Source organism: Carboxydocella thermautotrophica (assembly GCA_003054495.1).
In the GTDB taxonomy this organism is placed as follows: domain Bacteria; phylum Bacillota.
The window spans coordinates 2,279,639-2,294,570 of the sequence record CP028514.1 but is presented as its reverse complement, the minus strand read 5'-3'; the positions used below and the strand labels follow the sequence as shown (position 1 = coordinate 2,294,570).

12 protein-coding genes are annotated in these 14,932 nt (G+C 51.7%); all 12 read left to right on the top strand.

Annotated features, from left to right (window positions below):
• Positions 1–6 precede the first annotated feature (6 nt).
• Positions 7–438 carry an ACT domain-containing protein gene (locus tag CTH_RS11625; protein WP_078666332.1) on the top strand — a complete coding sequence of 144 codons (432 nt, stop codon included), beginning with the start codon at positions 7–9 and terminating at the stop codon, positions 436–438.
• A gap of 223 nt (positions 439–661) precedes the next feature.
• On the top strand, positions 662–1,072 hold the full coding sequence (locus tag CTH_RS11620; protein WP_078666331.1) for a 4Fe-4S binding protein: 411 nt from the start codon (positions 662–664) through the stop codon (positions 1,070–1,072).
• Positions 1,072–2,808: an aldehyde ferredoxin oxidoreductase N-terminal domain-containing protein gene (locus CTH_RS11615; protein WP_107754020.1), complete on the top strand. Its 1,737-nt coding sequence runs from the start codon at positions 1,072–1,074 to the stop codon at positions 2,806–2,808. The genes CTH_RS11620 and CTH_RS11615 overlap by 1 nt, the downstream gene beginning before the upstream one ends.
• Positions 2,805–3,278: a hypothetical protein gene (locus CTH_RS11610; RefSeq protein ID WP_078666329.1), complete on the top strand. Its 474-nt coding sequence runs from the start codon at positions 2,805–2,807 to the stop codon at positions 3,276–3,278. The genes CTH_RS11615 and CTH_RS11610 overlap by 4 nt, the downstream gene beginning before the upstream one ends.
• Positions 3,279–3,289: 11 nt before the next feature.
• Complete coding sequence (locus tag CTH_RS11605) at positions 3,290–4,732, top strand: HD domain-containing protein (protein WP_078666328.1); 1,443 nt, start codon at positions 3,290–3,292, stop codon at positions 4,730–4,732.
• 158 nt (positions 4,733–4,890) lie between these two features.
• Positions 4,891–5,475 (top strand): ANTAR domain-containing response regulator, encoded by a 585-nt coding sequence (locus CTH_RS11600; protein ID WP_078666327.1) that lies wholly within the window; start codon positions 4,891–4,893, stop codon positions 5,473–5,475.
• A gap of 37 nt (positions 5,476–5,512) precedes the next feature.
• Positions 5,513–6,757: an ammonium transporter gene (locus CTH_RS11595; RefSeq protein WP_079907676.1), complete on the top strand. Its 1,245-nt coding sequence runs from the start codon at positions 5,513–5,515 to the stop codon at positions 6,755–6,757.
• A 13-nt stretch (positions 6,758–6,770) separates the two neighbouring features.
• On the top strand, positions 6,771–7,109 hold the full coding sequence (locus tag CTH_RS11590; RefSeq protein WP_078666325.1) for a P-II family nitrogen regulator: 339 nt from the start codon (positions 6,771–6,773) through the stop codon (positions 7,107–7,109).
• Between the two features lie 159 nt (positions 7,110–7,268).
• Positions 7,269–8,150 (top strand): complex I NDUFA9 subunit family protein, encoded by an 882-nt coding sequence (locus tag CTH_RS11585; protein ID WP_078666324.1) that lies wholly within the window; start codon positions 7,269–7,271, stop codon positions 8,148–8,150.
• A gap of 253 nt (positions 8,151–8,403) precedes the next feature.
• Positions 8,404–9,315, top strand: a complete 912-nt coding sequence (locus CTH_RS11580) for an SMP-30/gluconolactonase/LRE family protein (RefSeq protein WP_143311993.1) — start codon at positions 8,404–8,406, stop codon at positions 9,313–9,315.
• 7 nt (positions 9,316–9,322) lie between these two features.
• Complete coding sequence (locus CTH_RS11575; RefSeq protein ID WP_078666322.1) at positions 9,323–10,471, top strand: cytochrome c3 family protein; 1,149 nt, start codon at positions 9,323–9,325, stop codon at positions 10,469–10,471.
• A 17-nt stretch (positions 10,472–10,488) separates the two neighbouring features.
• Positions 10,489–14,727 (top strand): cytochrome c3 family protein, encoded by a 4,239-nt coding sequence (locus CTH_RS11570; RefSeq protein WP_159073886.1) that lies wholly within the window; start codon positions 10,489–10,491, stop codon positions 14,725–14,727.
• The last annotated feature ends 205 nt before the right edge of the window (positions 14,728–14,932 follow it).

The following is a 14,932-nucleotide window of genomic DNA, read 5'->3' as shown; positions in this document are numbered from 1 at the left end:
GGGATGATGAAAATCAAGCAAATATCCCTGTTTCTGGAAAACAAGGCCGGGCGCCTGGTGCGGGTAACGGAAATTCTGGCCCAGCATCAAATCAATATTCGCGCCCTTTCCCTGGCCGATACCAGCGATTTTGGCATTCTGCGTTTGATAGTCAATGACCCGGAGACGGCTTATCAGGTGCTGAAAGCCGCTGGTTTTGCGGTCAGTATTACGGAAGTGCTGGCAGTGGAAATTGATGATACTCCCGGGGGTTTGAATGCTGCCCTCACTGCCTTGCAGGATGCCGGGCTAAATATTGAATATGTTTATGCCTTTGTGGAAAAGGCGACTGATAAAGCGGTTGTGGTATTTCGGGTGGAAGAACCGGAACGAGCCATCCAGGTGCTGACAGAAGCTGGCATTAATACCTTGCGGGGAGAAGAGGTCTATAATTTGTAACAAGAGCAAAAGGAGGCGACTGCCTCCTTTTAATGTTCCCTCTTCATTATGACCGTGAAACAATTGAACCGGACAGCATACCGATACCACGGAAGAACATGAGATAAACAAAATAGGGGAAGAATACAGGTTGCAAAAATTGTGTCCAGGTTAAGGCTATTTTATTACATTTCCAGTTGGTGTATAATAAAAGAGCATTTTAGTTTTAGAGGAGTGAGAGAGCATGGCGGAAAAGATCCTGCAGGCACCTGGTATGAACCGCTGTATTGCCTGCTATTCCTGCATGCTGGCCTGTGCCAGAACGGTTCATAAAAGTTTTAGCCCCCGGCAAAGTGCTATCCAGATTCGCACTCAGGGAGGCCTACAGTCCAAACTGGTAGCTGATATCTGCCGGGGCTGTCTGGATGCGCCCTGTGCCGCTGCCTGCCGGGTGGAAGCCTTGCTGCCCCGTAAGGGCGGAGGGGTTAAATTTAACCCCGATAAATGCACGGGATGCCGGGCCTGTGTTGAAGCCTGTGTAGTCAAAACCATCCACTTCGATGAACAGCGAGAAAAACCCATTATCTGCATCCAATGCGGGACCTGCACCCGTTTCTGTCCCCACGGAGTATTGACTATGGAGGTGCGGGGCTGATGTTTAATCAAGGTGGTATGCGGGTTTTAACCATAGATTTAAGCCGTCGCAAGATTGCCATTGAACGGCGCCAGGATTTACTGAACTGGCTGGGTGGGGTAGGAGTGGCCACGCAGTTGTTGAAAGAGCATCTAAAACCGGAGCTGGATCCATTTCATCCTGACCAGCCGATTATACTGGCTATTGGACCCATGTCCACAGTCTATCCGGTAGTAACCAAAGCAGTGGCCATGTTCAAGTCTCCGCTTACCGGCGAACTGGGGGAAAGCTATGCCGGGCTGCGCATTGCCATGGCCATGCGTTTTGCCGGCTATGATGCTATTGTCATTAAAGGGAAGGCAGAAAGCCCTGCTTATTTGACCATTACACCTCATCAGGTAGATTTTAATGATGCCCGGGCCCTCTGGGGCTTATCCACAGAAGAAACCGGACGACTGCTCAGACAGTTATCCCCTGGCAAAGGCCACCGTTCCACTTTGCGTATCGGTCAGGCCGGGGAGAAACTGGTAGCTTACGCGGGAGTAAATGTGGATACCTATCGCCATTTTGGCCGACTGGGACTCGGAGCGGTTTTTGGCAGCAAGAATTTAAAAGCCATTGTAGTTCATGGTGATCACAATTATCCCATTGCCAGGCCCCAGGAGTATCAACGGGTCTATAGCAAGATTTTCAGAAAAGTAGTGGAAACCGATATTATGGAAAAATACCACGGTCTGGGGACGACGGGCAATGTGGAGCCCCTGAATGAAATGGGGGGCTTGCCGGTTCGCAACCTGCAGGCTTCTTCCTATCCGGAAGCCCTTAATCTGAGCGGGGAAACTTTTGCCCAGGAGACTCTGATCCGCAAAATCGCCTGTGCCGGCTGTCCGGTAGGCTGCATTCATATCGGTATTCATCGCCGACAGTTTGCTGAAGGCTATGAATATGAGTCAGTAGCGGTTTCTTATGACCACGAACTGGTCTATGCCCTGGGTACTATGCTGGGATTAACTGACCACCGCCATGTTTATGCCTTGATTGAGCGGACCGAGCTCTATGGCCTGGATTCCATTTCCACCGGGGTGGCACTGGCCTGGGCAACTGAGGCCCAGGAAAAAGGGTTAATCGGAGAAGAGGAGTTGCTTACCCATCTGGCATTTGGTCAGCCGGAGCCCTATTTACAGGCCATGGATTACCTGATTAAACAGCCCAATGAATTCTATCGCACCCTGGCCCAGGGCACCTGGCTGGCAGCGGAACGTTATGGCGGGACTGAGTTTGCCTGTGTGCTGGGCAAAAACGAAGTGGCAGGTTATCATACCGGCTATGCTAATATCCTGGGCCAGGCGTTTGGCGCCCGTCACTCCCACCTGGACAATGGCGGCTATGCCATTGACCAGGAGCGAAAGGACCGGACTCCGGAAGAACTGGTAGATGCTATCATTCAGGAGGAGGAAATCCGCAACACCCTTAACTCCCTGGTTATTTGCCTCTTCGCTCGTAAGGTTTATGACCTGGCCACAGTAGCCGAGGGACTTAAGGCACTGGGTCATGAGTGGACTGAAGAGCAGCTCAGACAACTGGGCCGGGAGATATATAGAGAAAAAATGGTACTGAAGCGTCAGTTAGGATTTAAACTGGAACAGATCACCGTGCCCCGCCGGTTCTGGGAGACCCCGGCGCTGGGGCGGCAGTTGGATCCGGAGAAAATGGAGCAGTTGCGACAGATTATGATAGGGAGGCTATCACAACTGTGAAAAGAAAAACCTTTATTATCTGGCTGGTGGTCATGGCTCTGGCTGGATTGACCGGTGGTGCTGCGACGCGGTTTTATCTTACCGGGCAATGGCCCTGGCAAGCAGCTGAGCAGAATATAACTACAGATTCAACGGGCACAGAACAGCCTGCCCCAAATGCGCAGAAAAATCCGCCAGTGGTCCAGGATGAAACAACAGCGACTCCGGAAAAGCAGCCGGAATCTAATGGAGTAGAAAAACAGGTGGAGGGGCAGATTGTCACCATTGATTATCGCCAAAAGACCCTGACTTTGGACCAGGCCCTGGATGATAACAGCGAAAAAGTGGAAGGGAAACTGACTCTGGCCCCGGGGGCTGAGATTAAAATCGATGGCAAGAAGTCAGTCTTTAATGATATTGCAATTGGGGATTATGCGGTATTGAAAATCAATGACAGGAAAGAAATAACCTCCATAACCATCAAGCGATAGGAGGGACTGAAATGCTGGAGCAAGTCTGGGCCTTTGCTCGCCGTTGCCGGGCCGAGGGGCAGGAGCTGTATCTGGTAGGGGGCTATGTGCGGGACTTACTGGCCGGGGTTGAAGCCAAGGATTTGGACTTTGTCGTCCCCCGCGGTCAGGGGCTGAATCTGGCCCGGCGCCTGGCAGATGAGCTGGCAGCCAGTTTTGTACCTCTGGATGAAGAGAATGATGTCGGTCGGGTGGTTGCCGGCGAACTGGTCATCGACCTGGCTGCCCGACAGGGCAACAGTCTGATTCAGGACCTGCGGCGCCGGGATTTTACCATTAATGCTATGGCCTTACCGCTGACAGAGGCAGGCCATCCGGCAGGGACGGACCAGATTATTGATCCCCTGGGAGGGCTGGGGCACTGGCGGGAACGGATGCTGGCTCCCTGTCATCCTCGCATTTTTCAGGATGACCCTGTGAGGCTTCTGCGGGCCCTGCGCCTTGCCGCCCGTTTCGGGTTGACCTTTGCCCCGGAACTGGAGGAAATGCTGAGCCGGGAACAAACCCTGCTGGCCCTGGCGGCCCGGGAAAGAATAGGGGAAGAAATCAGTCAGCTCTTTGCCCTGCCGGGGACGGCGGCCGTGATTACCGCCGACCTGGAGACGAGGGGGCTCTTTTACCAGGTTTGGCCGGAGCTGGAGGAAATGATGACCGCTGAACAGAATTTCCATCATACCGTGACAGTGGGACGTCATTGCCTGGCGGTACTGGAAATCATGGAAGAGATATTGGCCGAGCCAGAGCAATGGTTAGGGGCAGAACTGGCCGAGGTGGTAAAAAAGAGAGCGGTCGAAAGATTAACCCGCCACCCCAGGCAACGTTACCAGGTCTGGAAACTGGGGGCTCTGTTCCATGACATGGGCAAACCCAAAACCGCCATGACCAGGGAAAGCGGACGGATTGTCTTTTACGGCCATGAGCGGGAAGGAGCAACTCTCATCGGTCCTCTGGTCCGCCGCCTGACCTGGGGACGGCGAGAGGCCCAGTTGCTCCAAAAGCTGGTAGCTTTACATATGCGCCCTTTGCATCTCTTCAATACCCGGCCGGTAAAAGGCAAGCCCAGCCGCCGGGCTTTGTATCGCTTTTACCGGGACGTGGGAGAGGATTTACCTGACCTGCTGGTGCTGGCAGTAGCGGACCTGGCGGCAAAAGTCAAGTACAAACCGGACAAGGAAGAGTGGGAGACTTTCCAGGCCTTTATTTTGGGCTTATGGGACACCTGGCTCAAGGAAAAAGAACGCTGGCAACCGGAACCAATGCTGAGAGGGGATGAACTGGCAGCCGCTTTCCCGCACATCAAGGGGGCGGAAATCGGCCGCATGCTAAGGGAACTGCTGGAGGCTCAGGCTCTAGGAAAGATCCAGAACCGGGACCAGGCCTGGCAGCTGGTAAAAAGTTTAATCCAGTATACATGAGGACCAGGGGTTGCCGGGAGTGAAATCCTCTGCTATAATGAAAACATAACAGGGAATACAGGCGGTGCAAGGGCGTACCGCAGGCAAGCAATGGCGCTTCCAGGGGGAGAATATCCCCAGGAGGTGCCTTTTTATTTCTCCCGGAAAGGAGGAGGCTTATGTATGGAGTGCGGGTAGTGCTGGCTGATGCCAGTGAAAAAAACAGAAAAGAGCTGGTGCGCATCCTGTCCCGGGCTGGTTACCAGGTGCTGGGGGAAGCAGGGGACAGCCAGACAGCCCTGCAATTAATCCGCCAGACCTTGCCTGACCTGGTTGTTGTTGATCTCAATTTGCCCCCGGCCGGCGGGCTGGAGCTGGTGGAAAAACTGGATGGGGGTCGGCTGGCAGCAATGGTGCTGACGGGAGAATATATTCAAGCGCAGACCCTTGAAAAATTGAAAGGCTTATGGGTTTTTGGCCTTATACTTAAGCCGGCAGGGGAGAATCAGGTGCTGCCTGCTCTGGCTCTGGCGGTAGCCAATTATCAGCGGCAAGTGGAATTGGACCGGGAACTGGATAAACTGCAACGGCAACTGGAAACCAGAAAGGTGGTGGATCGGGCCAAAGGGTTATTGATGAAACATTTCGGCCTCAGTGAAGAGGAAGCATTCCGGCGCATTCAAAAACAGAGCATGGATAAAGGCAAGCCAATGAAGGCCATTGCCGAGGCCATTATTCTGGCCTTTGAGGTAGAAGGGCAATGAAGTCCTCACTTTCAAATAGCAGAAAGGGTGAGGAACAATGAATATTAACAGCGGGGATACAGCTTTCATGTTAGTGGCTACAGCCCTGGTGATGCTGATGACTCCAGGACTGGCTCTCTTCTACGGTGGCATGGCCCGCAAAAAACACGTGCTCAATACTATTATGATGAGCCTGGCGGCTCTCGGACTTATCTCTGTACAATGGGTTGTTTTCGGCTATACTCTCAGTTTCGGTCCTGACTGGCAGGGGATTATCGGAGGCCTGGAACACCTGGGTTTGCAGGGACTGGCTGATAAAACCCTACCGGTAGCTCCCAGTATACCTGCTTTTGTTTTTATGGCATTCCAGTTAATGTTTGCCATCATTACTCCGGCCTTGATTTCCGGAGCCATCGCTGAACGGATGCGTTTTGGCGCTTATCTGCTCTTTATCCTGTTATGGGCAACTCTGATTTATGACCCTCTGGCGCACTGGGTCTGGGGCGGTGGCTGGTTGGCCAAACTGGGAGCCCTGGATTTTGCCGGTGGCCTGGTGGTGCATATCAGCTCCGGGGTTTCCGGTCTGGTAGCGGCTCTGGTCTTAGGCAAACGCCGCGGTTATGGCCATGAACCCATGGCACCGCACCAGGTGCCGATGACGGTACTGGGAGCCGGGCTGCTCTGGTTTGGCTGGTTTGGTTTTAATGCCGGCAGTGCCCTGGGAGCTAATGCTACCGCGGCTCTGGCCCTGGTTACTACCAACACTGCCGCCGCTGCAGCGGCCCTGGCCTGGATGTTTCTGGAATGGCTGCATCACGGTAAACCCACGGCCTTAGGAGTAGCAAGCGGCGCTGTGGCGGGTCTCGTAGCCATTACTCCAGCAGCTGGTTTTGTTTCGGTACTGTCAGCCCTGGCTATTGGTGCCATCGGTGGAGCTGTCTGTTACTTCGGGGTAGCCATTTTGAAGAAAAAGCTGGGCTATGACGATGCCCTGGATGCTTTTGGTTGTCATGGCCTGGGTGGCACCTGGGGGGCTATAGCCACCGGTATTTTTGCCATGGATGGCGGACTGATCAGCGGCAAGACTGATTTGTTACAGGCGGAAATTATCAGTGTGGCGGCGACCTACCTATTTGCCGGTATCGGGACGTATCTGATTTTGAAAGCAATTAACCTGTTCCTGCCATTACGGGTAGAAGCCGAGGAGGAAGTAACGGGACTGGATCTGACCCAGCATGGCGAAGAGGCCTATCCCGATTTTACTCTGGGCGGCCCCCTGTCTTCTCAACTGGGTATGAAGTGAGGAGGAGAGAGAAATGAAAAAAATAGAAGCGATTATTCGACCAAGCAAGCTGGAAGAAGTAAAAGAGGCCCTCAACCGCTTCGGGATTCAGGGTCTGACAGTTTCCCAGGTTTTTGGTTGTGGTCTGCAAAAAGGCTATACCCAGGTCTACCGGGGGGCAGAGTACAATATCAATCTGTTGCCCAAGGTGAAGATAGAACTGGTAGTACCGGCGGAGAAAGTGGATGAACTGGTGAAGTTAATCGCAGATACGGCCCGGGAGGGCAGGATTGGCGATGGCAAGATTTTCATATTACCGGTGGAAGATGCTTTGCGCATCCGTACCGGCGAGCGTGGAAATGGAGCTATTTAATAAGGGAACTTATTTCCTGGCGATAAATTTCGGGCTTACCGTACTCATTATTTTCCTGGAGGCGGTAAGCCCTTATTTGTTTAAATTTTCGGCCTTCAGCAGGAAATTTTTTCTTTTCGGCGAAGGCTTTTATTGAGTTTCTGGGTGGAGGGAGAAAAAATGAAAGTTTTTGTAACGGGTGCCAGTGGCTATGTCGGGACTGCTGTGGTAAAAAAATTGCTGGAGCGAGGGCATGAGGTTATAGTCCTGCAAAGGTCCAGAAAAACCGGGATAAATCATCCGCAACTATCTTTAATAGCTGGCGATATAACTGATAGAGCCTCTCTGCCTGGTGGCATGGCTGGTTGTGAGGCTGTAATTCACCTGGTAGGCATCATTCGGGAAATTCCCGGCAGGAATATTACTATGCAGAGAATTCATGTTGAAGGTACCCGCAATGTGGTAGCAGAGGCCAGAGAAGCCGGGGTCAAACGATTTTTACATATGAGCGCCCTGGGGTCCAGGCCAGGAGCAGTTTCCAGCTATCATCAGTCCAAATGGGCAGCGGAAGAGATAGTCAGGCAATCCGGGCTGGCCTATACTATCTTCCGGCCCTCTGTTATTTTCGGCCAGGGGGGACCAGGGCCCAATTTTGTGGCCCAGCTGGCTGACCTTGTGCGTAAGGCTCCCCTGGTTCCGGTCATCGGGGATGGCTCTTTTCAACTCCAACCTGTCTCCATTGCCAGTGTGGCCGAGGGATTTGCCCGCGGTCTGGAGACAACCCATACTTTGAATAAAGTTTATGAGGTAGGAGGACCGGAGCGCCTTTCTTATCTGAAGATTTTAGAGATGGTGGCAGAGGCCCTGGGAAAGAAGTTGCACAAAATTCATCTCCCGGTGGGTTTAATGAAATTTCTGGTCCCCCTTCTGCAAAATGTGCCGGGATTCCCGCTCACGCAAGATCAGTTACTGATGTTGCTGGAAGGGAATGTGTGCGAGGACTGGCAGACATATTATCGGGATTTTGGGATTGAACCAGAACGCTTTCAGGTTATTTTGTAGCTCCAGCGCTGAAAGTTATCCAGGCTTACCGACCAACCCCTTCAGGGGGGGCGGTAAGCTTTTTTATTGCCAGAGCTGGGAACCAATAGTAGGGGTATAGTACAATTGTGCTAAAATGGAGCTATTTTTCAGAAAATTTATTTTAATTACTTGCTAAAAATAATACAATGTTTAGTAAAGAAGTACTAATTTGCGAAAGCCAGGTGAAGGCTCCTTGAGAGGGGAAATAGAAAAGAATAACCAGGTTTATCTAATGATTGGACTACTGGTATTAGGGTTAGGGAGCTTACTTTTAGTCTATTTCTTCTCTGCCCAACCCCGGGTAGGGAGAAACAATGTGTCCGGTTTTTTATTGAGCGGTTTTTTTTCTGTCAGCTCGGGGGGATTGCACTATCCCAGCGGCATTGCCGTTGATGAAAATGGGCGAGTATACGTTACTGATTCAGCTCATCATCGTGTTGTGGTTTTTGATCAGAAAGGCAGGGAGTTGAGGAGTTTTGGCCAGTATGGTTCAGCATCAGGACAGCTGGATTATCCTGTTGGGATTGCAGTGCGACAAGGACGAATTTGGGTAGCGGAACTGGGAAATGCCCGTATTCAGGTTTTTGACCAAGCAGGAAATTCACAGGGTATAGCCAGGTTAAAAACTCCTCAACCCTTTGTTCCTACTGCCCTCTGTCTGGATAATCAGGGTAATTTATATGTGGTAAATAAAGCTAAACAGGAAATTGAATGTTTTGATGCTCAAGGAAGGCTGGCATGGGCTTTTGGTGGGGACCAGATGACCGGGGTTTTGAGCTTTCCCATGGGTTTAGCAGTTAAGGGTAATGGTCAGGTACTAATTGCTGATTCGGGAAATGGACGCTTATTGATATATAATCCTGCTACCGGACTGGTGCGGATAGTGGACGGCGGAGAACAACGCTGGTTCAGCAATCCGCGGGGTATAACCGTTGATGAACAGGGACGGGTTTATGTAGCAGAGGCGATGCAAAACACGGTTATTGTTTTAGATGAAAAGCTGCAACTATCAGCGCGGTTGGAGGTACCGGAAGAATTAGGCGGATTATTAATGCCTGATGGCATTGCCTGGGCCAGGAACCGGTTACTGGTTATAGATAAAGGAAATAATCGCGTCGTGCAATTTATTCAGCAGGGGGGATAAGAAGGGGATGAGGCTTGGAATTCTGATAATGGCCTGCTTGCTCTTTACCACTCCGGCCTGGGCCTATATTTCTCCTCATGGGAAATATAGCACAGCCACGGAAATGTGCGGCAGGTGTCACAGTCTGCACCGCAGTCCGGGTCTGCGACTCCTACGGGCCAGCACGGTAGAGGATACCTGTTTGCTCTGCCATGATGGTACGCAGAGTAACTACAATGTCAGAAAAGGCACCTTTTTTAACGGGGTAATTGAGGTAGCCAGTCCTGCCGGGGGCTTTGATCCCGCATATGGCTACACTACTACCCATCTGGTTGGACAAACCAACTTTATTCCGGGCAATAACAGCAATCTTTTTCTGCTCAAATGCACCTCCTGCCATAATCCCCACGGTACCGATAATCACCGCAACTTGCAAACCAGAGTCAATGGGGTGACGGGAATCAGGGTGATCGCGCAGATTGCAGGCCCGGGAAGGGCGCTCCCTACAGCCTCCGGTCGGGAGGTTATCAGCTATCAGTCAGGGATAGTGGATTTTTGTACTGCCTGTCACGTTGATTTTAAAGAATATATGAGCAGTGACAGTTTTGGTGGCATAGACCGCTGGCGTCACCGGGTAAATGTGCCTTTAACTGGCGGCTATAGCATCAGTTTTCCAGAACCCGGTCTCCTGACCACTTTACCCACCCAGGGAGTTCCCGCGGGAGTGCGGATTCAGACAGCATCCCTAACGGCAGGCGCATTAAACGGAACCTATAATTATCTGGTAACAGCCTTTAACGCTTTAGGCGAATCCACCCGGGGGAATATAGTCCAGGTGGAAACGGTCAATAATGGGGTGTATTTGGCCTGGGCACCCATTAGCAATGCAGTAGGCTACCGGGTTTACCGGGCTGCAGGCAGTGGGGTTCCCGAACAAATACCGGTTAGCCAGTTTGTTTATCTGGCAGAAGTAGGGGATGACCGGACAACCTTTACTGATGATGGCAGTCTAACACCGGAGCCCAGTCGCAATCCCCCTGTTACGGCCGAGGCCAGGGTGGTTTGTTTGACCTGTCATTTTGCTCATGGGGCCAGAACGGTGGATTCTTTCTCGGGCTATGGTTATCTGCGGCGTCTGAACAATATGGGCGTTTGTCAGAACTGTCACCAAAAATGAGAAAAGCTGGTGGGAGCATGAGAAACAAGGTATTTATTGGGCTGCTTGTGATTGCGATGTCAGCAATATTTTTCCTGAATTGGCCATTGAATGCGGATACAGTTATAACCAACGGTGCTTTTTCTTCCGGCCTTTCAGGCTGGTCTAGCGAGGTGGGGGATCCTGCACCTGATCCGGGTTTTTCTGTTGTCTGGGACGCAGATGGTTATTCTGGAACTATTAAGAATAACGGGCAGCAAATCCAGGCCCAGGGTGGTGCCTTAAAAGTTACTGCAGCCAGCAGTGAGGCACAGACTGGGAAAGGAGTTATCACCTATTACCAGGAATTTAATGTTCAGCAGCCCCGGGCTACCGGACGCCTCAGTTTTGCCTGGAAAAAATTTTATCAGGGCAATGTGATGCCCCTGGCCCACAATCTGGCGGTGCTGTTACGCTTACCCGATGGTAAACAGACTCTGATCTGGACGGACCGCTTACGCCGTAATGATAACTCCTGGCATACGATAGAAGAGCTGGACCTGGGCGGGTATCTAACTCAAGCCGGTAATTACCAGCTGCGATTTTACTTTTATCTTGAAAACGGTGAGCAAAAGGATGGCTTGCAGACGGCAGTCTGGCTGGATGAGGTCTATCTGGAAATAAAAACTCCGGATGTCACCCGGCCGACAACGGTAGCCAGTCCCCAGGCCCAAACCGTTAGCTCCAGCCAGGTAGATTTGAGCTGGGGGCCAGCTACTGATGACCGCGGGGTGGCGGAATATCGCATCTATGTAAATGGGGATAAGGCACCTGTTGCTGTCATCCCGGAGACAGGTTCATCCGCCTATCATTATTCAGTAACAGGGTTACGGGCCCAGACTCTCTACAGTTTTACCATCAGAGCAGTGGATGGTTATGGCAATTATTCGACCAATGATATGGAAATGACGGCTGTAACTTTGCCTGATACCGGTGGCACGCCGGGGGTTGCGGCGGGAACCGGTATCCCGCCAGCGGAAAATGTCTTGCAAAACAGCAGTTTTATTAAAAACAGCTCCCCCTGGCTTGCTGTAAATGACAGCAGTTTCCGCCAGAGTTCCGGGTTTACAACCGCCTGGGATGGGGTGGGTTACAGTGGCAACATAATCAATGGCGGTAAAACAATCACTGCACTGGGGGGCAGCTTTCGATATTTAGCCAACGGTAAAGAGCGGCAGGGGGCGCGCTATCTGGAACAATCTTTTCCAGTCACCTATCTCCCGGGTGGTGGTAGAACCTTCAGGTTATCCTTTGCCTGGAAGAAAAACTGGTTTAATGATAAGAATCTGCAGCCGCAATTCCAGGATGCCTATATTTTCCTGAAGCGACCGGATGGCTCCACGGTTACCCTCTGGTCCAATACCACTAAAGCCAATCAAGCCAGCTGGCAGCGGGTAGAGGATCTGGATATCAGCAGTGCTTTTAATAGCACCGGCACCTATACCATCCGGCTTTATGGGAAATTGAAAAACAATGATGCTGACCTGGGTACCTGGACCGCCATCCGCTTTGATGAGGTACGAATCTATATTCCTGATGTCACCGAGCCCCAGGCTCCAGGCCAGCTGAATTTACAGGTAATCAGTGACCGGCAAATCCAGCTGAACTGGGAGTATGCTACCGACAATATAGGGGTTACTGCTTATCGGGTATATCGCAAACCTGCAGGTTCTTCCTCCTACACCCTGGTGGGTACTACTGCTGCCAGTGAATTGAACTTTACTGATACTGATGTTAATGGTTTGCAGCCGGATACGGAATATAACTATTACATTACTGCAGTGGATGCAGCAGGCAATGAATCGGTTCCATCACCGACAGCAACCGGTAAAACCAAACCGACTGATACCATCCCGCCGACCCAGCCCCGGGGAGTAAGGGCAACGGCCTTGACTTCCAGTGAGGTGGAAATCCGCTGGGAGGAAGCTACGGATTCTGGTTTAGGACTGGCTTTTTATCGGATCGAGCGGGCCCCGGACCTGAATGGAGCTCCAGGCAGTTTTACTGTGGTAGGGGAGGTAGCTGCCGGCAATCTGCTGTTTAAAAATACCGCCGTACAGGCAAAGCGAACCTACTGGTACAGGGTCATCGCCATAGATCAGGCCAACCTGGCTTCTCAGCCCAGTGCGCCTGTAGCAGTCTTTGTTCCGCCCAGTCCCCATGGCTACTATGATGAGGAGGAATGGCGCTGCGGTATCTGTCACCGGGGACATCAGGGTTTGACGGCCCGTTTGCTGGCCAAACCTTCCCAGCCCCTGCTGTGCCTGACCTGCCACGATGGCTGGGGCAGCCGCTATCTGCTGAAACCAGATTTACTGGCCTGGGGGCAAAATAATGTCTTTCATCCCATCAGCGGCAGTGAGGCAGCTCTGGCGGGACGAACCCGGGCTCTACTGGCCTGTACTGACTGCCATAATCCCCACGGGGATAAAATTCCGGGGACCAGTGACCTGTACCCTCGCTGGCTGCGATCCAGTGATGGCAGCAACTACTATTACCAGGGCAACCAGTATTGTTTAGCCTGCCATGGCCCGGTAGACCGTAACTGGAGCGCAGATTACTGGGAAAATACCTTTGGTGATCATACCAATTCCCAGGCGGCTCATTATGACCTGAGCAAGAGCTTGCTGCAGCCGGCTTCCGGCACGCAGATAACCTGTGTGAAATGTCATGACAAGCACGCCAGTCCCAACCGGCGCCTGACCCTGGCCCGGGAGGAAGGTCTCTGTTTCAAGTGCCATAACAACCCGGCCGTTTCCGCTTCCGGCACGGCAGATATTCAGGAGCAGTTCAACCGCAAGGGCTCCCGGCATGATATTTTCACTGTTGACCAGCAGGCCAATGGAACTAAGGTAGAATGTGTCAATTGCCATGGGCCCCATACGGTTGCACCTAAACTATTTCCAGCTAACGCTACCGGAGCGGCGGTTTCCGATCCGGATAACACCAAACAGCCCTGGCTGGGCACGCTGGTGGATTTTTGCCTGAAATGCCATGATGGCAGTCCACCAACTACGGCCTTGAATTCGGCAACTATTCAGGTTCCCTATGATGTGCAAATGCCAGCCACCCCGATCACTACCAATGCTTCCGGCTGGGATAAGCGCTCCTTTAAGGGCTCAGGCCACTGGAACCGCGGGATCCAGAGTTGTCGCCAGTGCCACGAACAGCATGGTTCGGACTATGATCGTCTTTTGAAACTGCCGGAGGATAGTGACAGCCAGGATGGGATCTGTTTCCAGTGCCATAAGCCTGCGTCAGAAAATCCGGTTCTGGCTGGAGCTCCGGATGTTAAAACCCCCTTTAACAAGGCCTATCACCATAATACTCTGGTGGACAATGGTAAACATAAGGATACGGAAAACTACAACAACCTGGCCCTGGAGAACCGGCATGCTGAGTGCTATGATTGCCATGATCCCCATTCGGCCAGCAATACAGCTCCGGTACCGCAAAATGATCCCACAAACCCAACGGAACCGCCCAAACCATCGGGGGCACTGGCAAATGTCAAGGGTGTCGGCTTCACCGGTGCCCGTCCGGCCTGGACCAGTTTGCCGGCTAGCAGCAGTTTGTATCAGCCCAAAACGGTGGTGTACCAGTTTGAGCTCTGTTACAAATGCCACAGCAGCTATTCTTTTGACCAGAGTCCGGCGGAAACTATGACCGATGTAGCCAGAGAATTCAACCCGGCCAATGCAGCCTACCATCCGGTGGAAGCTCAAGGTAAGACCAGGAATGGCCGCTATGTTGGCACTGACCGCTTTGGCGTAGCCTGGGGTCCTAACCGCTTGATGTTTTGCACTGATTGCCACGGCAGTGAAACTGCTACTGATCCTGTAGGGCCCCATGGTTCCAGTTATTACCGGATACTAAAAGGGAGCTGGGACGCAAATACTGGTGCTGGTTCTACTGATGCCCTCTGTTTCCGGTGCCATGATATTAATAACTATATTGATACAACTAACAAGGATTCTGGAAATTCTTCTAACGGTTACGGAGGCACCTATACCGGGTTTCGGAAAGAAAGTACAAATTTGCATGTCTGGCATGTGAAGGAAAAAAAAGCCACGTGCCAGAATTGCCATGCCGCCATACCCCATGGTTATAAGCGCAAGCATTTGATTGTTTATCAGGGGGAAATCCCTTATGCCAGTTCAGCAGCTAAACTTACCAGGTATGTTGCCAGTGATAACGGTTATAGTAAAGACAATTGCAGCAATACTTGCGGGCATTAATTGGAAGGTTCGGCAGGGACATACTCTGCCGAACCTTTTTTGCCTGGTTTGGGTCTAGAAATCATGGAAAAAGATTGCAAAAAACCTGTCTTTATGATAACATGGGAGTAATTGAGAAAAATTCCTTAAAATGGGGTGGCATGATGGCTTATCATCTTATATACCATTTAATTTTTCTACGGCTTTTATAACCGAAAAATTATGG

Coding starts and splice junctions, on each gene's coding strand:
- CTH_RS11625 (WP_078666332.1), top strand. CDS start 7: ATGAAAATCAAGCAAATATCCCTGTTTCTGGAAAACAAGGCCGGGCGC.
- CTH_RS11620 (WP_078666331.1), top strand. CDS start 662: ATGGCGGAAAAGATCCTGCAGGCACCTGGTATGAACCGCTGTATTGCC.
- CTH_RS11615 (WP_107754020.1), top strand. CDS start 1,072: ATGTTTAATCAAGGTGGTATGCGGGTTTTAACCATAGATTTAAGCCGT.
- CTH_RS11605 (WP_078666328.1), top strand. CDS start 3,290: ATGCTGGAGCAAGTCTGGGCCTTTGCTCGCCGTTGCCGGGCCGAGGGG.
- CTH_RS11600 (WP_078666327.1), top strand. CDS start 4,891: ATGTATGGAGTGCGGGTAGTGCTGGCTGATGCCAGTGAAAAAAACAGA.
- CTH_RS11595 (WP_079907676.1), top strand. CDS start 5,513: ATGAATATTAACAGCGGGGATACAGCTTTCATGTTAGTGGCTACAGCC.
- CTH_RS11590 (WP_078666325.1), top strand. CDS start 6,771: ATGAAAAAAATAGAAGCGATTATTCGACCAAGCAAGCTGGAAGAAGTA.
- CTH_RS11585 (WP_078666324.1), top strand. CDS start 7,269: ATGAAAGTTTTTGTAACGGGTGCCAGTGGCTATGTCGGGACTGCTGTG.
- CTH_RS11580 (WP_143311993.1), top strand. CDS start 8,404: ATGATTGGACTACTGGTATTAGGGTTAGGGAGCTTACTTTTAGTCTAT.
- CTH_RS11575 (WP_078666322.1), top strand. CDS start 9,323: ATGAGGCTTGGAATTCTGATAATGGCCTGCTTGCTCTTTACCACTCCG.
- CTH_RS11570 (WP_159073886.1), top strand. CDS start 10,489: ATGAGAAACAAGGTATTTATTGGGCTGCTTGTGATTGCGATGTCAGCA.